This window comes from Rufibacter ruber (genome assembly GCF_001647275.1).
Classification (GTDB): domain Bacteria; phylum Bacteroidota; class Bacteroidia; order Cytophagales; family Hymenobacteraceae; genus Nibribacter; species Nibribacter ruber_C.
In genome coordinates this window covers 15374-37557 of record NZ_LRMM01000003.1, presented here as the reverse complement: position 1 = coordinate 37557, position 22184 = coordinate 15374, and the positions used below count along the sequence as shown (strand labels likewise).

The following is a 22184-nucleotide window of genomic DNA, read 5'->3' as shown; positions in this document are numbered from 1 at the left end:
AAGAATCTATTCATCATGCGTTACGTGCTTTTCATTTTTGCGGCGTTGGCCTTTGCGGCTTGTTCCACCCCCCGCCAGGCAGTCATCACAGATGCCACGCACACGGGCTTAGACCCCCAAGAAAACCGGGAGGAGCCTACCCAGGCCGGCAATGACTCCCTCCTGATTGGCACCACCACCCGCGTAGCGTTTGAGATGCCGCGGTACAGTGCCTGGTTTCACCCCATGTACCTGCGCTACAAGCCCAACGAGCAGATCATAGACCAGCTGCAGCCCCAGCTGGAAGGCGTGCGCATCAAGGTGTTCATGGGCAGCTGGTGCCTTGACAGCCAGCGCGAGATACCGCGGTTCTACAAAGTGCTGGATGCCGCCCGTTTTCCCTACTCCCGTGTAGAGATGACCAGCCTGCGGGAAGACAAAACCGGCCTGACCGGTGAGGAAAAAACCCTCAACATCACCGCCGTGCCTACCTTCATCTTCTACAAAAACGGCAAGGAGCTGGGGCGCATAGTTGAAACTGCCTACCCTACCCTGGAGATGAACATGCTCACCGTGCTCAAAGACAGCACCGCCACCAAGTAATTTCTGTTTTTGCTGTTTTCATGAAAACAGGCCAAAAACAGAAACCGCCCTACCCCGCAGTGCTGACAGCAGGACTGCGGGTTTCTTTTTAGATACTTGCCAAAGCCAGTTCCCTGGGCGTACTTTGAACCTTGCTGTGTTGCTATAAGTAAGAGGAAACGTTTGTGCTTATTTCTTCCTGATGATTTCCAGTCCCCATCCCCAGTTTTCTAACCGCGTACGCAGAACCGCCGTGGGCTCCCTTTTCTTTTTCCATGGGCTGTGCTTTTCCAGTTGGGGCTCCCGCATTCCCACCATTCAGCAGAAACTGCAGCTCTCAGAGGCAGAACTGGGCGGTGTCTTGTTTTCCTTGCCGGTGGGTTTGATTCTTTCACTCCCGTTCACAGGCTGGCTGACCTCTAAAATAGGAAGCCGGAAAGTGGTCACCATAGCGCTGGTCATGTACAGCCTCATCCTGGTCTGCCTGGGGTTGGTCAGCAGTGTTTTTCAGCTGACAGTCCTGCTTTTCTTGTTCGGGTTGGCCAGCAACATGGCCAACATTGCCGTGAACACCCAGGCAGTCAGCGTAGAGAACCTTTACGGGAAATCTATCATGGCCTCTTTTCACGGCCTCTGGAGCCTGGCCGGGTTTGTAGGGGCCGCCCTTGGCACCCTCATGATTGGTGCCAACATTCTGCCGCTGTACCACTTTTTAGTCATCATGGCCATCATACTGGTGGGCATTGCCGTGGCGTACAGATATACCATGGTGCAAGACCCCGCCTCCCCAGAAGGCCAGCCACTTTTTGTGATGCCAGACAAAGCCCTGATGGGACTGGGGCTGATTGCGTTCTGCTCGCTGATCTGTGAGGGCGCCATGTTTGACTGGAGCGGCGTGTATTTCCAGAAGGTGGTGCAGGCTGAGAAAGCCTGGGTTTCCTCGGGCTTTACCGCCTTCATGTGCACCATGGCCGCCACGCGCTTCATAGCTGACTGGGCAACCTCCAAAATTGGCTTGAAGCGGGTTCTCCAGTTAAGCGGTTTGCTGACCGCCATCGGTTTGGCAATCTCTGTCATTTTCCCTCAACTTTTTACGGCTATTCTAGGGTTTCTGCTGGTGGGCATTGGGGTTTCGGCGGTGGTGCCGCTGGTGTACGGCGTGGCCGGGAAATCTACCACCATGGCCCCCAGCATGGCCCTGGCCGCCGTCACCACCATTGGGTTTGCCGGGTTTCTGGTGGGCCCGCCTTTTATTGGGCTAATTGCCGGCATGAGCAGTTTGCGCCTTTCCTTCGCCTTGATTGCCGTGATGGGCGTAACGGTTTCGCTGCTGTCCAGCCGTATTAAATCGGCGTAGCCGAAACCGCCTCTCCTCAAGTTTCCTTCATTTAGGGATATTGCCGGGAGACCATTCCTTCTATCAATCACATGCGCCAACGTACGTTCTTCTGTAGTGTCTTACTTGCCTTGCTTATGGCTTTTTCTTTCCATGTTCCGGTAAACGCTCAAAAATTTGAGCAGTACCCCACCCCTACAGACGCCAACCTCTGGACAGAATACTCGCCCCAACAAACTACTTTCAGGCTTTGGTCGCCGGTGGCAGAGCAGGTGCTGGTGAACCTCTATGACAAAGGCCAGGGCGGCAGGCCGAAGCAGAAGTTCCCCCTGCAAAAGGGGGAGAAAGGGCTATGGCAGGCCACCGTGCAGAAAGATTTAAACGGCGTTTACTACACCTTTCAGGTAAAGACCGGCGGCAAATGGCTGGCTGAAACGCCCGGCATTTACGCCACCGCCGTGGGGGTGAACGGGCAACGGGCCATGGTGCTGGACATGGCGTCTACCAACCCTGCGGGCTGGGCCCGGGACAAAGGGCCAGAAGTAAAATCACCCAATGACGCGGTCATTTGGGAAGCCCACGTGCGCGACCTTACCTCCCACCCCAGCTCCGGCAGCAGCCAGCCCGGCAAATTTCTGGGCTTGGTAGAGGCGGGCACCAGGAACAGCCACGGCCAGGCCACCGGCATTGACCACCTGCAAGAACTGGGCGTGACGCACATTCACCTGCTGCCCGCCTTTGACCACCGCTCCATTGACGAGACGGCGCTGGACAAACCGCAGTTCAACTGGGGCTATGACCCGCAGAACTACAACGTGCCCGAAGGCTCTTATTCCTCAGACCCGTACCGGGCCGAGGTGCGCATCAAAGAATTCAAGCAGATGGTAAAGGGCTTTCATGACCGTGGGCTGGGCGTGATTCTAGACGTGGTGTACAACCACACCGGCCTCACCCAGGGCTCCAACTTCAACCTGGAGGTGCCTGATTATTACTACCGCCAGACGGCGGATGGCCAATATTCAGACGCCTCTGCCTGCGGCAACGAGACCGCCAGCGAGCGGGCCATGGTGCGTAAGTTCATGGTGGAGTCCTGCAAATTCTGGGCGAAGGAGTACCACCTGGACGGCTTCCGGTTTGACCTTATGGCCATTCATGACCTGGAAACCATGCACCAGCTCAGCGCTGAACTCAGGAAAATCAACCCCAACCTTATCATTTACGGCGAAGGCTGGACCGCCGGCGCCTCTCCCCTGCCAGACGCCCAGAAAGCGCTAAAGGCCAACACCCACCAACTTGCCCACGTGGCCGCCTTCTCAGATGACCTGCGTGATGCCATTAAAGGCTCAGTGTTTGATGACAAGAGCACCGGCTTTGTGAGCGGCGCCCATGGGACCGAAGAATCTGTCAGGTTTGGCGTGGCAGGGAGTGTGCCCCTCCCGCAGGTGGATATCAGCAGAGTGAACTACTCCAAAGCGTTTTGGGCGCGGGAGCCGTGGCAGGCGGTGAATTACGTCTCCTGCCATGACAACTTGACGCTGTTTGACAAGCTCAAAGCCTCCCGGCCAGACGCCTCGCCCGCGCTGCTGAAAAAGATGCACCTGCTCTCCAACGCCATTGTACTCACGGGCCAGGGCACGCCGTTTCTGCATGCAGGCGTGGAAATGCTACGTACCAAGAACGGCGAGCACAACAGCTACAACAAACCAGACGCCGTCAACCAAATCAACTGGAACTGGAAAGCCGAGCACCAAGATGTATTCACCTATTACCAGCAGCTCATTGCCCTGCGCCAGGCCCACCCCGCCTTCAGAATGCCCACGGCCGCCCAGGTGAACCAGCATCTGGAGTTTCTCAAAACCAGGTCAGGCTTGGTGGGCTTCCGCCTGAAAGACCACGCCCACGGCGATACCTGGAAGAACATTCTGGTCTACTACAACGGCCATGAACATGCCGCCCAGATTACCCTGGACGGCACCTGGGAAGTAGCCGCCGAAGGAAAGACCATTGACTTGAACGGCAGCCGCAAGGTGAGTGGCCACCTGGCAGTTCCTCCGGTGTCTATGCTGGTGCTGTTCCAGCGGTAGTCCTACCCTCTGCCCCTCAGCTATAGCCAGTTTTGCGTTTTAGTCCTGTTTTAGCAAAAACAGGTCTAAAACAGAGTAGACCTCACCGGTATTGAAAACAGGTGAGGTCTTTTATTATCCTGAGACGGTCTGTACAGACCTGCGCAGATGACAATGGCGCCGGGCATTCAACTGTTTCTTCCTCCCTGAATAATAGGCTTCCATTCCGTCACTCGGCAACCCCGCCTGCTCCAAAGCCCCTGATGTGCGCGCAGCTCCAACAAGGGAGCTGCATCCACGCCGTTTCTGACCTACTTTTCCCAAAACAGGCCCAAAACGGCACCCACAGACCAAGAAAAGGCTTTCCCCCGTTACCTAACGCACAACTGGCTATTTTACATATTCACTTAAAATCACTATCTTAGGCCTAACCAATTGAGCAGCAACTCTCTTTTCAAGACAATTTTTCTTTAACTGACAGGCAGCCATGAGCGGGAAGCATTTAATTTTTGTTATTTTTCTGATTCTGCAGGGGCAGATGGGTGTACGTGCTCAAACCGGTACCCGCCCCCGGCAAGACCAACAGGGGCTCCGTCAGGAACTGGCCCAATACCACCAGCAGACTATTGGGACTTTCCTGCTTGCCAAACGCAGAGAGCTGGACAGGCAGCTTTCTGCAGCAGACAGACGCACACTAGCCCAGCTGCGCGAAGAAGTGGCCAACCACCGTACGCAGCAACTGGCCTATTTCCAGAAGGTGCGCGAAGAACGCAAAGCCTCCAGGCAACCCCTGTCTGAGGCGCACAAAGCAGAAATCAAAGCGCAGCACGCCCACTACCAACAACTCATGGGCCAGGTAACCCTCATTGCCAACAGAAACCAGAAGGCGCTGACCGCTGTGGCCACCCAGGTGAAAGCGCAGCAGGAGAAATGGTACGCTGACCTCCAGGCCATTGCCTCCCGGTACCGCGGCACTGGCGGTGACTCCACCCTGGCCAAGCGGGCACTAGTCCATGAAAGACGGCGCAGTTACTGGTCTCTCACCCGTTTCCTGCTCCTGGACCCCAACAGCACAGAGACCTATCTGGAAGAACTGGTACCCAAAGGCACTGATGAGACAAATTCAGGCAACCTGCAGGAAAGACCAACCCCGGTGGCAGCCCAGTCAGTGGTGGAATAGCCCCTGCCCAAGCGGGGCAAGGTACGCCTGGAGCAGGAAGAACCACCCGGGGCTACTGGCCAGGGAAGAGCCGGGAACCACCCAAACCAGCGGGGGCATCAGGTGCCGGTAGACACAATGAAACTTTATACATGGCGTCTACCACTACCGCCTCCCCGCGCCAAACGGCGCAGAATCTGTCCGGTTTCTGAAGCAATAGCGTGCCTCTTCCTCTTCCTGAACAGAACACCAAAGGTCAGCCACCAGATAGCTGGCCTTTTACTGTATCTGCAAAGGGTATTTTGCGTTAAAAGCCCTGTATGCACTCCAGAGAACACAACATCAGCGTCGCCACTTTCCCATTCAAGGCCAACCTTAGCTTTAAGCCTATCATCAGGTATTGGCAGCAGCAACATGACGGCTGCCGAAGCAGCTTCATGCTCTGCGCCCAGGAAATCAACAAGCAACTGAAAGAGGCGCCTGAGCTGCTGGAACCTATCAAAGACCTGACCACGCTGCACAAGCATGAGTGCATCATAGATTTGCTCATGACGGCCGTTTTCCCGCCGGCCACCCGGGAGATTGAGGCCATTGGCACCGTGGGGCCCCAGTATGATGTGAGCATCTACCACACAGAGCTGTTCAAGCAGATCATCCTGACAGACCAGAACCACCTCAAACGACCACTGAACATTGACGAGCAGCGCGTGCTCTTTAACCGGGTGCGCATGCTGTACTTCCTCATTCTGGAGAAATTCTATGGGGTGCAGGTGCCGCATGACGAGTTCCTGATCTACACCGTGCCAGATTACCAGCTGGGGCTGTACCGCCACTACAACGTAGAGATCAACACCCAGTTCCTGGACATTACCAACACTGAACCGCTTCCCCCCCTGGACGAGGAGGCCATTCAGCACCTGCTGGACAACATCAGAGACATGGATGTCTGGATGGAGGCCCTTCCGCCGCGCCTGTTTGAGGTCAACGGCTTTTACACGCTGCACCTGGTAGATGTAACCGAGCAGGAAGTGCTTTCCTCCCTGAAAAACGACCTGCTGGAGCGCGACGTGATGTTGGCCGCTGACAGGTTTGAGCAGTTGCAGGAGAAGGTGCGCATCTACTTCAAGCGGCCGCACCTGCAGCTGGGCGTGGCGGCGTTCCACAAGAACAAGAGCGCGTTTGTCAACTTCGGGAACAAGATCAACCACAGCTTTCTGTTGCAGAGCGAGCCCGGCAGCAGCAGCTACGTGGGCTTCAAAACCATCTATGACAGCCTGGTGCGCGACGGCAACCCGCTGGTGGTGAAAGACGTGGAAAAAACCGAGCAGCTGCCAGACGGCGTGCGGGAAGAGATGCTGGGCATGGGCATCCGGAACATTGTGCTGGCCCTGTTGCGCTACGGTGATGACCCCATTGGCATTCTGGAGTTAGGCTCACCCAACCCCGGTGACCTGGATAATTTCTCCATCTCCAAAATGGAGCAGTTCCTGCCGCTGTTCTCAGTGGCGGTAAACCGAAACTCAGAGGAGATTGAGGCGCGCGTACAGGCGGTGATCAGAGACCGGTTCACCGCCATTCACCCTGTGCTGGAGTGGCGCTTCCGCGAAGCGGCCCTCAACCTCCTGGAGAAGATGAACCACGCCACCGGCCCCGTAGAGATGGAGCCCATTGTGTTCCCAGACGTGTACCCGCTCTATGCCGCCGCAGACGTGCGCGGCTCCAGCACAGAGCGCAACACCGCTATTCTGGGTGATTTGATTGAACACCTGCAGCTGGCAGAGGCCATCTTGAAAAAAGCCGCCGAGGTGCACTCGCTGCCCATAATTGATGAACTGCGGTTCTCTGTCTCCCGGCACCTGGAGCAGCTGAAGCAGGGCATTCTGGTGCAGGACGGCCTCACAATTTTTGAGCTGATCAGGACCCAGGCAGAACCCATGTTTGAGTTTCTGGAGGTGACGCACCCAGACCTGCTGCCCCACATACAGGCGTACCGCGCAGCCATGGACCCGGAGCTGGGCATTCTCTACAAGCGCCGCAAAGCGTTTGAAGAGAGCCTTACCCTCATCAATGAGACCATCTCAGACTATGTGGAGCAGGAGGAACTGAACGCGCAGCAGATGTACCCGCACTACTTTGAGAAGTTCAAAACCGATGGCGTGGAGTTCAACATCTACGTGGGCGCCTCCCTGGAGGAACGGCAGCCGTTTGACCTCATGTTCCTGCGCAACCTGCGCCTGTGGCAGCTCATGGTCATGTGCGAAATCACCCGCCGCACCGCCGCCCTCAAACCCAAGCTCAAGGTCCCCCTGGAAACCACCCAATTGATCCTGATCCACAGCCAGCCGCTGGCCATCAGGTTCAGGCAAGACGAGCGCAAGTTTGACGTAGACGGCGCCTACAACATACGCTATGAGATAGTGAAAAAACGCGTAGACAAGGCCCACGTGCGCGATACCGAGGAGCGCCTAACCCAGCCCTACAAAATTGCCATTGTCTACTCCCACGCCCGCGAAGCCAACGAGTACACAGAGTACATTGAGTACCTGCAAAACAAAGGGATCCTGACAGGGAACGTAGAAAACCTGGAGGTAGAAGACCTGCAAGGCGTGAGCGGCCTCAAAGCGCTGCGGGTAGAAGTGAACCTGAACCGTGACAACCCAGACGGAGACGCAGGTGAAGAATAATCAATGTGCTCACGCCGAATGACGGACACAAAAAGTGCAGATGCCTTACTGTCTAGGCAGGTTGAGAACCTTTAAACATTTGGTTTAGCTGGCGAAAAAAATACGAGAGAACGGTTCTGCCCATGCAATCTTGAGCCCCGTGGCAGTGCTACGGCCTTATGAAAACGGCCAAGGCAGGTTCATTTGCTACCGTTTTGTAACGCAACAGGCAAATGTGTAATGCTCTACCTCCTGTTTTAGGCCTGTTTTCTGAAAAACAGGCCCAAAACGCCAGCAAAGTCTTCCCCTTCCTTAGGTATAGGGGGGAGCAACCCCGTTTCAGTGGCAAGTACTCGTGCACATGAACCTGCTTCCCAACCGGGACTCGCCAGCAAACAAACTTAGCCCGTGCCGTGCATTCTTAGGTAGCTCATTCCTTTCAAGACACCCATCTACACCAACAGCTACTAAATAACCTCCACAACTACCTCCTGTTTTTCACCTATTTTTCAGAAAACAGCCCCAAAACGCCATGACCCCAAACCGTATCCAGTTAATACAAGGTGATATTACCAAAGTAACGGCAGACGGACGCCATTGTCAACGCGGCTAACTCCAGTTTGCTGGGCGGCGGCGGCGTTGACGGGGCCATTCACAGAGCGGGCGGCCCGGCTATTCTGGAAGAGTGTCGCTATGTTAGGGCCCGGCAAGGCGGCTGCCCAACCGGCGAAGCCGTGATCACCACCGGCGGCAACCTTCCGGCAAAGCACGTGATTCACACCGTTGGCCCTGTCTGGAACGGCGGTCACCAAGGCGAGCCTGACCTGCTGGCCAGCTGCTACCGCAACTCCCTCGCGTTAGCCCGGGCCCACGGCCTGAAAACGGTGGCGTTCCCCAACATCAGCACGGGTGTGTACGGGTACCCCAAAGACCAGGCGGCACAGGTGGCCGTGCACACGGTGCTGGGTTTTCTGGGGGAGCATGAACTGCCGGAGCAGGTGACGTTTGTGGTGTTTGATGCTGAGAACCTGCGGCTGTATGAGCAACTCCTGCACCCGTAAAGACTTAGCTGTGCTTAATTGCGGTGCTGATAGTCATAGAACTCCCTGATCTGGATGTTCTTGCCTGCCGTCAGTTTCTGGAGCTCACTCAGCAGATAATACCGGTGCAGAAAACCGGTAAGCACCACCACCCGTTTGCCGGGAAACTTCTCAGCCATGCGCAAAATGTTTCTGGCCATGGTCTGGTTGCGGAGGTCCCAGAAATCAGCCCAGAGCTGGTAGCCTTCACGGTAGCTGATCTGCTCCCCGTTGGGCTTGGTCAAAAAGGCAGTGGCAAACTCGTCCCTGGCATTGGTTATGCGGGTTAGCCCCTTGTGCTGCAGATCCTGCCGCCTCCTGGCCAGGGCATCTGTGGCGGGGTTGTTAAAATGCCGGGGTGATTGGGCGGCCAGTACTTTCAAAGAGTCTGTCAGGGCGTGGTAGGCGGTCAGAAGCCCCTGCTGCTCAGGCGTGAGCGCACGGGCAGAGTCTAACCGGTTCAGCAGTTGAATAGTCAGGTTATCTGCGGGCACCATGCCTCGCGCCCGCCGGTATTCGTTTCGGCCCTCAAACTCAAACGGGCGCAGCAGCGTTCTGGGGTGCTTCTGGAGGTACCTTACAGAGGCATTCTGCTCGTTTTCCTTAGAAGGGGCCTTGAACCGGAAGTCTTTGGTGAAGAACGAGGAATCCACCTCGTGCAGGATAAGGTCTGGCCGAATGCGCTCCAACATCTGGAGCAGGGTGTCTGCGTTGTAATTGGGCACGGCCTGGTGAATATTGCCAATCACCACAATTTCTGTCTGCTTGCGCTGCGCATGGCTACCAACGGCCGCCAGCAGCAGGGCGAAGGCAAAAGCAATCATTTTTTTCATGTGAAGCAGGGGAAGGGAATCTAAAACTGAGGCTGCTCAGGGTTTTCTCTTTGGCACCCGCTACTGCTTACGTCTATTGAGGCTTCCGTTTTCGGGCTGTTTTTCAAAAAACAGCTCCAAAACGGCGGCGCAAGCAGATGTTTTCGTCAGGAAAACTGTTGCCAGGCAGGGAAAAGGAACAAACCAACCAGGTTCAAAGGGAAAAAAGAATCCTGTTGGCCAAGGCAAGCGCCCATGCCAACAGGATTTAAGTTTCTGTTTTTGGGCTAGTTTCTGAAAAACAGGCCAAAAACAGGAAGTACAGGGAGTTGAAGTTAGCTTACCAGACCGGGCACCTCTACTACTTCATTCACGTCTTTCTCGTAATCCACGCCGTCTACCTCAAACCCGAACAGGTGGAAGAAATCAGTGCGGTAGCCGGCCAGGTCGCCAATCTCCTGCAGGTTCTCAGTGGTGGCCTGCTCCCAGAGGGCGGCTACTTCGGCTTGCACGTCATCCCGCATTTCCCAGTCGTCCACCCTGATGCGGCCTTTCTCGTCTACCGGCACCTCGCCGCCGGTGTAGAGGCGCTCCTGGTACAGGCGCTGGATCTGCTCAATGGTGCCCTCATGAATACCTTTGGCTTTCATTACCTTGTACAGCAACGAGATGTAGAGCGGAATCACCGGAATAGCCGAGCTGGCCTGTGTCACCAGCGCCTTGTTCACTGACACGAAGGCCCTTCCGTGGAGGTCTTTCAGTTTATCAGCAATAGAGAAGGCGGTGGCCTCCAGATGGTCTTTGGCGCGGCCAATGGTGCCTTTGCGGTACACCGGCTCGGTCAGGGCGGGGCCTATGTAAGAATACGCCACGGTGGTGGCCCCTTCGGCCAGTAGGTTTTCAGCTTTGAGGGCGTCCATCCACATTTCCCAGTCTTCACCGCCCATCACGGCCACGGTGTTGGCAATGTCTTCGTCGTTGGCCGGGGAGATAGAGACCTCTGTCACGTTGCCGGTATGAAAGTCAACGGTTTTGTTGGAGAAGGTCTGGCCAATGGGCTTCAACACTGAGTTGTGCGTTACACCGGTTTTGGGGTTGGTTCTGCGCGGGGAGGCCAGGCTGTACACCACCAGGTCTACCTGGCCCAGGTCAGCTTTGATCAGGTCTAGGGTCTTGCGCTTGATCTCATCAGAGAAGGCGTCACCGTTGATGCTCTTGGCGTACAGACCGGCGGCCTGGGCGTGTTTCTCAAAGGCGGCGGTGTTGTACCAGCCGGGGGAGCCGGGCTTGCCTTCGGCCGAAGGCTTTTCAAAGTACACCCCAATGGTGGCGGCGTTTGACCCAAAGGCGGCGGTGATGCGGGAGGCCAGCCCAAAGCCGGTGGAGGCGCCAATCACCAGCACCTTCTTAGGACCGTCAATGGCGCCTTTTGATTTCACATAGTTAATCTGGTTTACCACGTTCTGCTCGCAGCCCTCTGGGTGCGAAGTAAGGCAGATAAAGCCGCGTACTCTGGGCGTTATGATCATAGTATGTTCTTTGGCAGATGAATCTGGTTCACTAATCTGGACAATTGAAGATGTAAATTTGCCAATTTTCTTGATAAAACCCACCAATCTGCCAGTTTTAGCGCACGGCTTCGCCTCCCCGGGTCCCCCAGGGCGGGAGAGATTGTCTGGTTCAGGAAGATGGGCCGTAGCCCCGGGCGGTGCCTGTTTTGGGGCTGTTTTCCCAAAAACAGGTCTAAAACGCAAACCAAGAGGGCTCACCCAAGGTTATTCCCCCACGTTCTGCTCCACCTGCTGCTTTACGTTGGGGCCCGCGCGCTGCTGCAGGCGCTTGAGCAGGAACAGGGCAATCATGAGCCAGAACAGCCCTGCCCCCCACCCCGCCAGCACGTCTGAGGCATAGTGCACGTTGAGGTACACGCGGCTAAAGCCGATGAGGAGGATCCAGCAGACCAGCAGGCCACTCAGGAGCCACCGCAGCCATTTCTGCCGCACGTTGGTCCAGATGAGGTACACCAGGAGCCCCCAGAACGCGCCGCCAATCATGGCGTGCCCGCTGGGGAAACTGTTGCCGCTCTGCTCCAGAAACGCGGTCTCTGGCCGGGGCCGGTTAAAAAGCCATTTCATGGTCTGGTTGAAAAGGGTGGTGGTGGCTGAGATGGCCACCACTTTGAGGGAGTAGAACCGCCACCGCTGAAACAGGAGAAACAGCAGCGCCAGCCCCAGTGACCCGTAAATGAGAAAGTTCTTAGACCCGAAGAAGGTCACAAAATACATGAACGAGGTGGTCTCTGGCGTAGTGATGTCACCGGCCAGCGCAAAGGCCGCCTGGTCCAGGTCCTTCTCCTGCTCCACAAAGACCTCTGTGGCCATCCAGAAAAACAGCAGCGCCGACCCCACAAACACCAGCCACGCCACCGCCACCTGGGCGGTGACTACGGCCAGCGAAGCAGCTATCTTCTGAAGAATGCGTTGACCTCTGGTGAGCATACATCCGTTTTTCTGGGGTTGTACGCAAGAGGCAGGCGGGAAGGATTCAAACCAAAAAAGCCGGTCTCATTTCTGAGACCGGCTTTAGTGCGCTGGGGGAGAGTCGAACTCCCACGCCCGAAAGCGCTGCCACCTGAAGACAGTGCGTCTACCAATTTCGCCACCAGCGCAACGTTCCCTTTTGGTTATTGGGAGCACAAAAATACTAGCTTTTTTATTTCGGTCAATACCCAAGGCGTTAAAAAGTGAAATATTTTTTTTTGCCTACGGGGCAGACGAGGTGGGGAGCCCCTCTTTTACCACCGGGTTCAGGTTGCGCTTAGAGAATTTCTCCATGCGGTTGAGCAGGAAGACAGCCAGAATCACCCAGCCCAGACCGGCGGCCAGCCCCGCAATCACATCTGTGGCGTAGTGTACGTGCAGGTAGACCCGGCTAAAGCCAATGAACAGGATCAGCAGCGAGAGCAGGATCACCAGCAGGTACCGCCACGCCGCCACCTCCACGTTCTTCCAGACCAGATAAATCAACAGCCCATAGAACGAGGCGCTGATCATGGCGTGCCCGCTGGGGAAACTCAACCCGTATGAATCTACCAGGTGCGGAATGAACGGCCGCGGCCGGTTGAACAGGTACTTGAGCAGCAGGTTCAGCGAGATGCTGCCCACCGCAATCACCGGCACTTTGAGGGAGTACCACTTGTGCTTCTTCACAAACAGAAAATACCCGATCAGCATGAGCCCCGCCCCCGTGATAAAATTGCGCGAGGCCAGAAACGTTATGCCTTTGATGAATTCGGTGAGGCCGGGGTTGGCCCGCTCATCTGCCCAGGCAAAGGCCCTGCTGTCAAAACCCAGCTCCCGCCCCGGCAGCACCTCATGGCCCAGCCAGAAGAAGAGCACCAGGCACAGCAGGAATACGCTCCAGATCACCACCAGCTCTACCGTGAACAGGGCCGTAGAGGCCACCATTTTCCTTATTGCTTTTTTCATAGCTCCAGTTGTCTTTTCTGTTTTGCGCTGTTTTGGAAAAAACAGGCGCAAAACAGAAACTTCCTGTACTGTACGTAGTACTTTCTCCAGGTGTTGGCGCCGGGCTGTTGCCACAACCCCATCGCCCCCAAAAGAGTAATAGCCCTTATGGCCACCCTACCGCTATGAAGACCGAAGACATTTCCCAGCTCATTTTTAAACTCAAAGACAAAAGCCTCACCGTGGCGTTTGCTGAAAGCTGCACCGCGGGCAGCCTGGCCGCGGCCATCAGTGAAGCCACCGGCACCACAGATGTGTTCCTGGGGAGCATGGTCACGTACAGCGCCCACGCTAAAAACAAAGTGCTGGGCGTGAAGAACGAGAGCCTGAAGCTATACTCCGCCGAGAGCCAGCAAGTCACCAATGAGATGGTCCTGGGCCTGCACAAGCTCCTGCACGCAGACGTCTGCGTTGCCGTGACCGGCCTGTACGGCGCAGGCGGCTCTGAAAACCCGGAAAAACCCGTGGGCACTGTCTTTGTCTCTATTTTCTTTAAAGAGAAGGTGGAGGAGTACCGCGTGATCTTTAAAGGCGATGCCCGGAAAATGCGCGAGCAAACCATTGATTTTATCTTCTCCAAACTGGAGGAGACGGCAGAACGTCATTTTCAGCATGCCTGAGCAGGGTTGTTTATTGTTGGGTTGGTGAGGGTAGCATTGCCGGGTGCTGTTGACAGCCGTTTGGCTTTGCTGCATGCTGCTGTTGCTGCCTGGGCTTGGTGACTGGCCATTGCTGCCGCTGAAATGCGTGGGTTGATGAACCCTGCTGTGTTGCTACTGAAATGCGAGGTCTACGGCTTCCTTGGCGGTGGTTTGTTGCCCTGCGCGGTTCAAGGATTCTTTGTTCTGCTGGTTGCCGTTGCTGCAATGCGTGGTCTGCTGTTTCCCCTGGCTTTGGCGTTTGACGCGGTGGTTTAGTAGCTGCATTGTTTCATCTTTTCCGGTAAGCGCTCACGGCCGCGGGGCCCCGTCCTGGCGGTTCGCACTGCTGTTAAAATTAGGCCCTCCGGCCTTGCCGCTGAAGCGGCACCGTATTAACAGAGGCGCTCACCCCCAGGACTGGTTTCTGTTCCTTTGCTTTAGCTGCTTTTCTAGTTGTAATCTGTTTGCAGGCAACTGTTGCTATTCCGCTAGCCTGAGGCGAGCCCGTGCTGCGCACATCTGCCAGGGGCAGAAGTGCTAATTATCAGAGGTGCCACCAGTAGAAGTGTTGATTGTTCATTGTTGTTTCTTTGCTTACTTATTGCTGCTTGTTTGCCGCTTTCTCTGGTTCAGGTTTCCAACCTGGACCAGTGGTGGCGGAAGCTTTCAGCTTCCATGAGGCGGCAGCCTCACATGACCTCTGCCCTCTATAGCTCCCGCTTCTGCCCCCCTATGGCGCGGAAGTTACTTCCGTGCCTTCTAACGCCAGCTGATACTCACGCGCTGGCGCGAGTCTCCAGACGCGTGCCTACTGATGACGGGCGGTCTCTGGCTGCCCTCGCGGCACGGCTGCGAGACCAGGCATTGCTGCTTCATTCGTGCTGATTTGCGTAAGGAAAAAATGAAAGGACTCAAGACTCAGAACTCAGGACTCACTCCAATACTCCCCCTTTGAAGGGGGCGAAGGGGAATGTTGACACCTGCTGAAAACGCATTGCAGATACTCCCCTCCTCGGAGCATTGCTGTTAAGTTCTATTCCAATAGTTTGTTTTCCTTCTGGAAGGCATTGCCATTACTGTGGGTTTTGAGCCTCTCGGCTCACTGGAGTTGCAAACTTAAGCTCATTTCAGGACCAATTCGGAAACTTGAACCAGCTCTATTTTTAGAAGGTAACGGCCCTACCCTCCTCAGAGAGGTTGGGATGGGTTCTGCACATTGCTATCTTATCACAGTTCCCAGTCAATCTGGAGACACACGAGGGCACGAGCTGCAAGCCCGCGCCAGCGCTTATTTAGACATTAATCACTAAGCAATCAGCCGTTCTTCAAAGACCTCGTAGCGTCCGGAGGACCTGTGTGCGTCTTTGCCAACAGCTATCCCAATCCTGATAATTTACCTAATCCTGTAAATCCTGCTTCTTACCAATTGCACCACCCTCATCCTGGCCTTCTCCCCGGGGGAGAAGGAACTCCGCCGTTTGCGTTTCCGGCCTGTTTTTCTGAAATTAGTGATAAAACAGAGATTAGGGATTCTGTGCCAAGGCGGCAGCCAGTTCCTCTGGTGAGGGATTTTTCATGGGCGGCTGCTCCCCTACCACCACCATGGGAAACCGGACTTTGCCGCGGTTCATTTCTTTGATGGCCTGCATGGCCTCCTCGCTCTGCTCTACATTGAGGTAGTCATAGGCCACGCCATGTTCCTGGAAGTAGCTTTGAATGGCAATGGTCTTTTGGCACCAGTCAGCGCCGTAAAGAAGGGGAATAGCCGCCATAGCAGTTGAAAGTTGGTCTGGCGTTTTTTACGTGTTTTCAGAAAAACAGGCCAAAAACGCACCTACTGCTGGCTACGCTTTCTGCCCCGCCACCGGCAAGGTGAAGTCAAATTTGATTTCGCGCATGCACCGGAAGTGTTTCTGCGGGCATTTGGAGTAGCCAATCTTGGAGCACGGGCGGCAATAGAGGTTCTTTACTTCCAGCACTTCAAAATCTGAGGTGTAGGGGTACATCCCAAATTCGGGCACCGTGTTTCCCCAGATACTGTAGATTTTCTTCTGGAACGCGGCGGCTATGTGCATCAAACCGGTGTCATGGCTGAAAACAGCGGTGGCCTGCCGCACCAGTGAGGCTGAGCCGTTGAGGTTGTATTTACCGCAGGCATTGTAAATGGCCAGGCGCGGGTGATCGGCTTTCTTGCTCAGGAACGGCTCGGTCTGGAAATACATCTCCATCATGTTGGCCACGTCTGTGTCTTCTTTTCCGCCCAGGAGCACCACGGGGGCGTTTATTTTCTCGCAGAGCTCAATAAGCCGGTCAATGGGCAGGCGTTTGGTGTAGTGCTGCGCGCCAATGGCCAGGGCGTAGTAGCCGTTCTGGTGGGTCTCTGGGAGCGTTGAAAGATCTACTTCGTCTTTAGACGGAATGAAATAATCCAGCCCCTGCCCGTCGTTCTGCACACCCAGGGGGGCCGCCGTCTCCAGGTAGCGGTCTACAATGTGCACCTTGGGCATGCGGTTCACCTTGAACTTGACCAGCAGCCATTTGCGGTAGTTGAGTTTGTTGAAACTTCGGGTGGGACGCCCCAAGCGGGCTTTCAAAATACGGGTTCTCAGGTTATTGTGCAGGTCCAGCACCAGGTCATAGTCCTCGGCCTTGAGTTGCTGCAGCAGGTCAGAGAGCGATTTCTCCAGGCAGAACACCTTGTCTACGTACGGGTTGCTGGCCACAAGACTGCGGAAGGCGGCTTTGGTACAGAAATGCACCTCGGCGCCGGGCACCTGCTGCTTCACACACCTGATGACCGGGGTGGTCAGCACAATGTCGCCAATGGACGAGAACCGGATAATGAGGATTTTTTTCAAACTGACTGCGGTTGACCTTCGGCAAAGGTACGGGTCTTGGCGGGAGTTTCCCAGCGTTGTAGCACTTGCGTTTTAGCGCTGTTTTCTGAAAAACACCGCCAAAACAGCTATGATGGAAAGCGCTACCGCGAGGTAGGAAAGGTAGTCTTTGTTTGGTGTTTGCGGCTGCGGTTGCTTTGGGTGGCTGTTCCGGTAGGCGTTGAGGAGAGCGTATTCTAGTATCCAGTTTTTGAGGAGAAGCGATTGGCGTTTCAGTTCTTCTTTTTCAAGGTCAACAGGTTTGCCTATGGCGCTTTCTAATTCTAAGGAAGGATAAGCTCCTGACAAGAAGCTTAGATTTCTGGAAATGCTGCATTCACTCACTTCTATTATTCCTTCTTTATTCAATTCTCCGTAAAAAACACCTAATCCAGGCTCAAATTCAACCCAACAATATTTATTGACTTCAATGGTTACGGTGTCATATACTTCCGCATTCCCTCTGAAAGTATCTAAAACAACAATTGAGTAGATGTCATTATCTGAAGACACTACCTCCCCAAGTATTATATCTGAATAAGTTCCTAGCTGGCTCTTAGCAATGGTTAACCAATTCTTTTCACTCTTAGATAAGCAACTACAGGCATTGGCGCGTTCCACAGTCACCAATAGTAAGACCAGGATCAAGTGTAGTTGTATCGCTTTCTTCATAAGATTTTTAATATAACCTTCTGCTCCCTTTCCAGATGCACTCTCTGCTCTTTTTCCATAAAGAACCGTCTTAGGCACAGACGCTCGCAGGTCTGGGAGACGCTACGAGGTCTTTTGAGCAGGCAACGCAAAGAAGCCTGCAACTTTCGCCGCAGGCTTTCTCTTTCACATTACTAGCAACTCCTCTCTCCTGTCATCATGAAAGGATCTTAGGGAACAGTGGACGAACGGTAATAGCACTTACTACAATGGTTTTCTAGTTCGCTACCAAGATCCTTTCAGGATGACAAAAATGGGAGAAAGCAATTAGCCGTTGAGCAGATAATTCTAGCTCCTGTATGGAGGCTAATTCAAACTGGAACGCTTACAGCCCATACTTATCCAGCAGGTACACCAGCGCGGCCATAGAGGCGCCGCCTAGCTCCAGCTCCCGCTTGTTTACTTTGTCAAAGGTGTCATTGGCGGTGTGGTGAATGTCAAAGTAGCGCTGCGTGTCTGGCCGGAAGCCGATGAGCGCCACGCGGTCGTCTTTCAACGGTCCGATATCGGCCCCGCCGCCGCCGCGCTCTATGTCATGCAGGCCGTAGGGCGCCAGCAGTTGTTTCCAGCTGAACAGTTTCTGGAACACCGGCTCGTTGGGAGCGGTAATCCCGAAACCGCGGGGCGTGAACCCGCCGTTGTCTGACTCAATGGCCGCTATGTGCTTCTCGCCCTGCTGTTTGGCCACCTGGGCATACTTGGTGCCGCCGCGCAGGCCGTTTTCTTCGTTCATGAACATGACCGCCCTAATGGTGCGCTTGGGTTTGTAGCCCATAGCCTTGAGCAGGCGCAGCACCTCCATAGACTGCACACAGCCGGTACCGTCATCATGGGCCCCTTCGCCAATGTCCCAGCTGTCCAGGTGGCCGCCCACCACAATGATCTCCTCTGGTTTCTCAGAGCCTTTGAGTTCGCCAATCACGTTGTAGCTGAGCACGTCTGGCAGCCACTGCGGGTTCAGGCGCATATGGAACTGCAGTTTAGCATCTTCTCTGAGCAGGTTGCTGAGCAGGTCAGCGCCTTTGGTACTGATGGCCACGGCCGGAATTTTAGGGGCATCTTCTGCGTAGCGGAGGCCGCCGGTGTGGGGGAAATCATCTGTGTTGGAGGCCATGGAGCGCACCACCACGCCCACGGCACCCAACCGCGCCGCCTCAGAAGGGCCGCTGGCGCGTTGGTCTACCGCGCCGCCGTAGGCCCGGTTTGTATGGATATGGGTTTGGTCAAAGCTGCGGTTGAAGAAGACAATCTTCCCCTGCACCTTTCTTTTGCCCAGTTTCTTGAGTTCATCCAGACTTTTAACCTCCACCACCTCGGCGGTGAGGCCGTTGGCGGGCGTGGCCACTGAGCCGCCCAGCGCCAGTACGTTCACTTCACGGGAGGGGGAGATGCTGGAGTTGACAATGGCCGCATGCTCTTTGTCACCGCGCACCCAGTGGGGCACCATCACCTCCTGCAGGTAGACGCGGTCAAGGCCCATCTGCTCCATCTCCTGCCGGGCCCACTCTACTGCCGCCGCCGCCTGCGGTGAGCCGCTCAGCCGCGCGCCAATGCGGCCAGTGAGGTAGCGCAGCTGCTCATAGCTTTTCCCGTTGGTGAGGGCGTGGTCATACATTTTCCGGATGAAGAGCGAATCCTGGTGCTGGGCAGAGGCCGTCAGGGGAAAGGAGAGCGCCGCCGCCAGGGCCATGTGTTTGATAGTTTTGATCATGAAAGGTTTGGGTAAAAGATCAGCGTGAGGCCGCTAAGATAGCCTAATTCTCTTTTGACCGCTGCCCAATTTTCAACTTCTGTTTTCGGCCTGTTTTTGGGGAAACAGCCTGAAAACAGAAGAAAAAGATTTCTGCCCCAGTGACCACGGACAAAGAAGGGGCATCTAACCTCCCCCGCCCTGGGGGCTGTGTAAAAAAGATGGCCGTTACCGGCTCAATTTTCACACCTGTAAATCAACGCATTACATGTGCCTACAGTTTAATTAATACAATTTTTACACCCTGAATTTTGAACTAAATCAAATATTTTATTGCTTAGGAGAAAATAACGAATTTAAGCCTATCTTTGAGATAAGAAGCTAAACCCTAGACTTTTATAGCACTATTCCATGAAACGTTTACTAAAAAAGGTGGTAACGCCTTTCCTGCCTAAGTATGAGGTAACTACTACTACCTACCAGATCATTCCGGGCCTGCCGGTGACTAAGAAATTCTCCAGACACCCGTTTGAGCGCGGCGCCGGTAAAGAAGCCAAAGAGTTCTATGGGAAAGTAATTTCTTCAGAGTTCACTAAGAAGCTGGCCCCGGTTGAGGTGCACCTGAAAGTAGCCGGGTTCACTATTCAAAAAGCCCAGTTTGGCCCGGTGGAGAACCTGAACAAGAAGAAGATAGCCCACCTGGCCTAAGCGCCTTGTTGGTATCAGAAGCAGGGAGTGGTTCCCGCAGGGAGGAATTACAGGAAAACACCCCTCCCTACCCCCACCCGCATTGGGCTTTCTGTTTTCGACCTACTTTTTTGAAAACAGGCTGAAAACAGCCTTCCGCACCCGCCTCTTTCTCTCAGCAGCAAGAGGCGGGTGTTTTTTATTCTACTGCCCAATCCTCAATTCTTCCCTGTCAGGAAGGGGCTGGCTGGAGAGAAAATAGTTTAATGATATTTGTGTAGAGAAATCTTTCAAAGATCCAGCGCAGCCAGATAGATGGAAGAACGGGCTGTTTGGCAAGGATGGAGGCGGCTCTACAGCGGCAGGTATCCATAATAGGCACTCTCCCCTGGCTTCTGGCTGTTAGTGCCGGTAATGAAAACAGCCCGAAGACATTTCTGTTTTCGGGCTGTTTTTTTAAAAAACAGGGTTAAAACGGCTTGTTGGCAGTTAAATCTGCCTTTTGCGCGGCAAACGGCATCAAAAGAACCTGACTTCTTTTTCCCGCACCATTGCTTTGCTGCTCATAAAAGGCTCCGCCAGAAACTTTTGCTCCCCATCTACGCCTGCAAAAGCAATTAATACAAAACGCTTAGCCTTCGGCCTCTGCCCCCTCTTTGCTTTTGCTGCCAATGGTAGGCTTGACGTTTGGGTTCAGGTTCCAGTCATTGTTCAGGACTGAGATGACGTGGTTGGCGGTCATGTCAAACTGGCACGGCACCACTGAGACGTAATTCTGGGCCAGGGCGGCCTCATCTGTATCATCGCCTTTGTCAAAGTTCACGAAGTTGCCGGTGAGCCAGAAATAGCTTCGGCCGCGGGGGTCCAGGCGCTCGTCAAACTCCTCCTCCCATTTGGCCCGGGCCTGGCGGCACACCTTGATGCCCGCTATCTCCTGCTCAGATTTCTTGGGGAAGTTCACGTTCAACGCCACCCCCGCGGGTATGCCAAACTCCAGCGCCTGCCGCGTAATCAGCTCCACGTATTGCTCTGTGTGCGAAAAGTCAATATCATGCCCGTAGTCACAGAGTGAGAACCCAATGGCGGGCAGCCCCTCAATGGCCGCCTCAATGGCCGCCGACATGGTGCCGGAGTACAGCACGCTAATGCTGGAGTTGGAGCCGTGGTTGATGCCACTGACCACCAGGTCAGGCTTACGGTCTCTGAGCACGTGGTGCTTGGCCAGCTTTACACAGTCTGCGGGCGTGCCAGAGCATTCATAAGACTCTACATCTGTGAAGGCGAGCGAGCGGTCCAGCCGCAGGGTGTTGCCAATGGTGATGGCGTGCCCCATGCCTGACTGTGGGCCGTCTGGTGCCACTACCACCACCTCGCCAATCCGTTTCATCACTTTCACCAGCGTGTGAATACCGGGGGCGGTGATGCCGTCATCATTTGAGACTAAAATCAAAGGCTTCTTCTCCATAGTTGTCAGATTTACGGGGTCAAGTTACCTTGAATACGCACCAACGCCAAAAATGTGGGGTGCAACTTGCGCGGCGGCCTTGCGTTATGCCGCAAGAACGTGTACCTATGCCGTTCAACTTCAGAGTTATGAAAAAGACCACCCTACTTCTCTTTTCCCTGCTCACGCTGGCCGCCTGCAACAAAGGCGAAACCTCTGGCCAGAATGAGCAGGAAGCCCAGTTAGAGGAGGCCGCCACTAACGTAGAGGAGGCCGCCGCAGAAGACACCGCGCAGTCACCTGCCGGGGCTGAGACCCCGGCCCCAGCCCCGATGGAGCTGCCAGACGAGCCCATGCCCGGCGCCACCTCTACGGCCTCTGCCGCCCCTTCTGCGGCCAACCCGCTGTTCAACTTCACCCTTCGGCCCGGCCAGGCGGGCGCCGTACAGGTGGGCATGAACATAGCTGAGGTGAAGCGCCAGTACGGCGAGACCAAACTGCGGGAAACCACCCTGAGCCAGGAAGGCACTGACACCAAGGCATATGAGGTTTTAGGTGAGCGCCGCCGCACAGACCTGGTGGTAGAGCAGCAGTGCAAGGGCACCACCTGCAAAGTCTACCGCATCACCGTCATGAACCCCGCCTTTAAAACCGAGAGCGGCCTGGGCATAGGCAGCACCATGGCAGACCTGAAGAAAAACCTCTCCATTTCCAGCATTGGGGTGGGCGAAGGCAAACTGGTGGCCATCTCTGAGAATGCCCGCATGAGCTTTGTCTTAGAGACCGCCACTATTCCTTCTTCTAAATGGGCCAACCTCAAAGTCAATGATGTGCCAGAGTCAACCCCAGTCACCAGTATTCTGCTGTACTAACCGCGGCACTTCTGTGACCACGCACGTCTGTTTTTGAGCTGATTTCTGAAAAACAGCTCCAAA

General features: G+C 54.9%; 19 protein-coding genes and 1 tRNA gene. 9 read left to right on the top strand and 11 right to left on the bottom strand.

The genetic code is table 11. The annotated features are described in order from the left end of the window. The first annotated feature begins 15 nt into the window (after nt 1-15). From A8O25_RS01880 to A8O25_RS01855, 6 genes are all read left to right on the top strand, one after another. The gene (locus tag A8O25_RS01880; protein ID WP_066830026.1) at nt 16-582 is read left to right on the top strand and encodes a thioredoxin family protein; all 567 of its coding nucleotides are present in this window, start codon (nt 16-18) and stop codon (nt 580-582) included. Nucleotides 583-763: 181 nt separating this feature from the next. Next, nucleotides 764-1918 carry an MFS transporter gene (locus A8O25_RS01875; RefSeq protein WP_066830023.1) on the top strand — a complete coding sequence of 385 codons (1155 nt, stop codon included), beginning with the start codon at nt 764-766 and terminating at the stop codon, nt 1916-1918. A gap of 71 nt (nt 1919-1989) precedes the next feature. Further along, nucleotides 1990-3981 carry a type I pullulanase gene (pulA, locus tag A8O25_RS01870; protein WP_066830018.1) on the top strand — a complete coding sequence of 664 codons (1992 nt, stop codon included), beginning with the start codon at nt 1990-1992 and terminating at the stop codon, nt 3979-3981. 466 nt (nt 3982-4447) lie between these two features. Beyond that, nucleotides 4448-5140: a hypothetical protein gene (locus A8O25_RS01865; RefSeq protein ID WP_066830015.1), complete on the top strand. Its 693-nt coding sequence runs from the start codon at nt 4448-4450 to the stop codon at nt 5138-5140. Nucleotides 5141-5439: 299 nt separating this feature from the next. Beyond that, nucleotides 5440-7803: a GAF domain-containing protein gene (locus tag A8O25_RS01860; RefSeq protein WP_066830011.1), complete on the top strand. Its 2364-nt coding sequence runs from the start codon at nt 5440-5442 to the stop codon at nt 7801-7803. Between the two features lie 599 nt (nt 7804-8402). Continuing rightward, on the top strand, nt 8403-8843 hold the full coding sequence (locus A8O25_RS01855) for an O-acetyl-ADP-ribose deacetylase (protein ID WP_338152721.1): 441 nt from the start codon (nt 8403-8405) through the stop codon (nt 8841-8843). Between the two features lie 14 nt (nt 8844-8857). Here the strand turns inward: A8O25_RS01855 and A8O25_RS01850 are convergent, their stop codons facing one another. From A8O25_RS01850 to A8O25_RS01830, 5 genes are all read right to left on the bottom strand, one after another. Beyond that, the gene (locus A8O25_RS01850; protein ID WP_066830009.1) at nt 8858-9694 is read right to left on the bottom strand and encodes a hypothetical protein; all 837 of its coding nucleotides are present in this window, start codon (nt 9692-9694) and stop codon (nt 8858-8860) included. A gap of 314 nt (nt 9695-10008) precedes the next feature. Beyond that, nucleotides 10009-11202, bottom strand: a complete 1194-nt coding sequence (fabV, locus tag A8O25_RS01845; protein ID WP_066830295.1) for an enoyl-ACP reductase FabV — start codon at nt 11200-11202, stop codon at nt 10009-10011. 246 nt (nt 11203-11448) lie between these two features. Beyond that, nucleotides 11449-12171, bottom strand: coding sequence for a phosphatase PAP2 family protein (locus A8O25_RS01840; RefSeq protein WP_066830006.1), 723 nt, complete (start codon nt 12169-12171; stop codon nt 11449-11451). Nucleotides 12172-12259: 88 nt separating this feature from the next. Next, nucleotides 12260-12341: transfer RNA gene (locus A8O25_RS01835), tRNA-Leu, on the bottom strand. A 94-nt stretch (nt 12342-12435) separates the two neighbouring features. After that, nucleotides 12436-13161, bottom strand: coding sequence for a phosphatase PAP2 family protein (locus A8O25_RS01830; protein WP_066830004.1), 726 nt, complete (start codon nt 13159-13161; stop codon nt 12436-12438). A 164-nt stretch (nt 13162-13325) separates the two neighbouring features. On the opposite strand from A8O25_RS01830, the gene A8O25_RS01825 reads away from it, so the two are divergent. After that, the gene (locus A8O25_RS01825) at nt 13326-13820 is read left to right on the top strand and encodes a CinA family protein (protein WP_066830000.1); all 495 of its coding nucleotides are present in this window, start codon (nt 13326-13328) and stop codon (nt 13818-13820) included. A 153-nt stretch (nt 13821-13973) separates the two neighbouring features. On the opposite strand, the gene A8O25_RS23160 is transcribed toward A8O25_RS01825, so the two are convergent. The 5 genes from A8O25_RS23160 to A8O25_RS01805 form a co-directional block, all read right to left on the bottom strand. Continuing rightward, on the bottom strand, nt 13974-14126 hold the full coding sequence (locus A8O25_RS23160) for a hypothetical protein (protein ID WP_161947679.1): 153 nt from the start codon (nt 14124-14126) through the stop codon (nt 13974-13976). A gap of 1238 nt (nt 14127-15364) precedes the next feature. Next, nucleotides 15365-15613: a glutaredoxin family protein gene (locus tag A8O25_RS01820; RefSeq protein ID WP_066829994.1), complete on the bottom strand. Its 249-nt coding sequence runs from the start codon at nt 15611-15613 to the stop codon at nt 15365-15367. A gap of 72 nt (nt 15614-15685) precedes the next feature. Continuing rightward, complete coding sequence (locus A8O25_RS01815) at nt 15686-16699, bottom strand: glycosyltransferase family 9 protein (RefSeq protein ID WP_066829991.1); 1014 nt, start codon at nt 16697-16699, stop codon at nt 15686-15688. A 72-nt stretch (nt 16700-16771) separates the two neighbouring features. Next, nucleotides 16772-17467, bottom strand: coding sequence for a hypothetical protein (locus A8O25_RS01810; protein WP_066829988.1), 696 nt, complete (start codon nt 17465-17467; stop codon nt 16772-16774). Between the two features lie 286 nt (nt 17468-17753). After that, nucleotides 17754-19139: a M20/M25/M40 family metallo-hydrolase gene (locus A8O25_RS01805; RefSeq protein WP_066829983.1), complete on the bottom strand. Its 1386-nt coding sequence runs from the start codon at nt 19137-19139 to the stop codon at nt 17754-17756. Nucleotides 19140-19529: 390 nt separating this feature from the next. Between A8O25_RS01805 and A8O25_RS01795 the strand changes: the two genes are divergently transcribed. Continuing rightward, nucleotides 19530-19826, top strand: a complete 297-nt coding sequence (locus A8O25_RS01795) for a hypothetical protein (protein ID WP_066829977.1) — start codon at nt 19530-19532, stop codon at nt 19824-19826. 610 nt (nt 19827-20436) lie between these two features. Here the strand turns inward: A8O25_RS01795 and surE are convergent. Further along, a complete protein-coding gene (surE, locus tag A8O25_RS01790) occupies nt 20437-21270 on the bottom strand; it encodes a 5'/3'-nucleotidase SurE (RefSeq protein ID WP_066829975.1) in 834 nt (277 codons plus the stop codon). A 128-nt stretch (nt 21271-21398) separates the two neighbouring features. On the opposite strand from surE, the gene A8O25_RS01785 reads away from it, so the two are divergent. Beyond that, nucleotides 21399-22121, top strand: a complete 723-nt coding sequence (locus tag A8O25_RS01785) for a hypothetical protein (protein WP_153042548.1) — start codon at nt 21399-21401, stop codon at nt 22119-22121. Nucleotides 22122-22184: the final 63 nt, after the last annotated feature.

Excerpts from the sequence above, each read along its gene's own strand:
- A8O25_RS01880 (WP_066830026.1), top strand. The coding sequence starts at position 16 with ATGCGTTACGTGCTTTTCATTTTTGCGGCGTTGGCCTTTGCGGCTTGT.
- A8O25_RS01875 (WP_066830023.1), top strand. The coding sequence starts at position 764 with ATGATTTCCAGTCCCCATCCCCAGTTTTCTAACCGCGTACGCAGAACC.
- pulA (WP_066830018.1), top strand. The coding sequence starts at position 1,990 with ATGCGCCAACGTACGTTCTTCTGTAGTGTCTTACTTGCCTTGCTTATG.
- A8O25_RS01865 (WP_066830015.1), top strand. The coding sequence starts at position 4,448 with ATGAGCGGGAAGCATTTAATTTTTGTTATTTTTCTGATTCTGCAGGGG.
- A8O25_RS01860 (WP_066830011.1), top strand. The coding sequence starts at position 5,440 with ATGCACTCCAGAGAACACAACATCAGCGTCGCCACTTTCCCATTCAAG.
- A8O25_RS01850 (WP_066830009.1), bottom strand. The coding sequence starts at position 9,694 with ATGAAAAAAATGATTGCTTTTGCCTTCGCCCTGCTGCTGGCGGCCGTT.
- fabV (WP_066830295.1), bottom strand. The coding sequence starts at position 11,202 with ATGATCATAACGCCCAGAGTACGCGGCTTTATCTGCCTTACTTCGCAC.
- A8O25_RS01840 (WP_066830006.1), bottom strand. The coding sequence starts at position 12,171 with ATGCTCACCAGAGGTCAACGCATTCTTCAGAAGATAGCTGCTTCGCTG.
- A8O25_RS01830 (WP_066830004.1), bottom strand. The coding sequence starts at position 13,161 with ATGAAAAAAGCAATAAGGAAAATGGTGGCCTCTACGGCCCTGTTCACG.
- A8O25_RS01825 (WP_066830000.1), top strand. The coding sequence starts at position 13,326 with ATGAAGACCGAAGACATTTCCCAGCTCATTTTTAAACTCAAAGACAAA.
- A8O25_RS23160 (WP_161947679.1), bottom strand. The coding sequence starts at position 14,126 with ATGCAGCTACTAAACCACCGCGTCAAACGCCAAAGCCAGGGGAAACAG.
- A8O25_RS01820 (WP_066829994.1), bottom strand. The coding sequence starts at position 15,613 with ATGGCGGCTATTCCCCTTCTTTACGGCGCTGACTGGTGCCAAAAGACC.
- A8O25_RS01805 (WP_066829983.1), bottom strand. The coding sequence starts at position 19,139 with ATGATCAAAACTATCAAACACATGGCCCTGGCGGCGGCGCTCTCCTTT.
- A8O25_RS01795 (WP_066829977.1), top strand. The coding sequence starts at position 19,530 with ATGAAACGTTTACTAAAAAAGGTGGTAACGCCTTTCCTGCCTAAGTAT.
- surE (WP_066829975.1), bottom strand. The coding sequence starts at position 21,270 with ATGGAGAAGAAGCCTTTGATTTTAGTCTCAAATGATGACGGCATCACC.
- A8O25_RS01785 (WP_153042548.1), top strand. The coding sequence starts at position 21,399 with ATGAAAAAGACCACCCTACTTCTCTTTTCCCTGCTCACGCTGGCCGCC.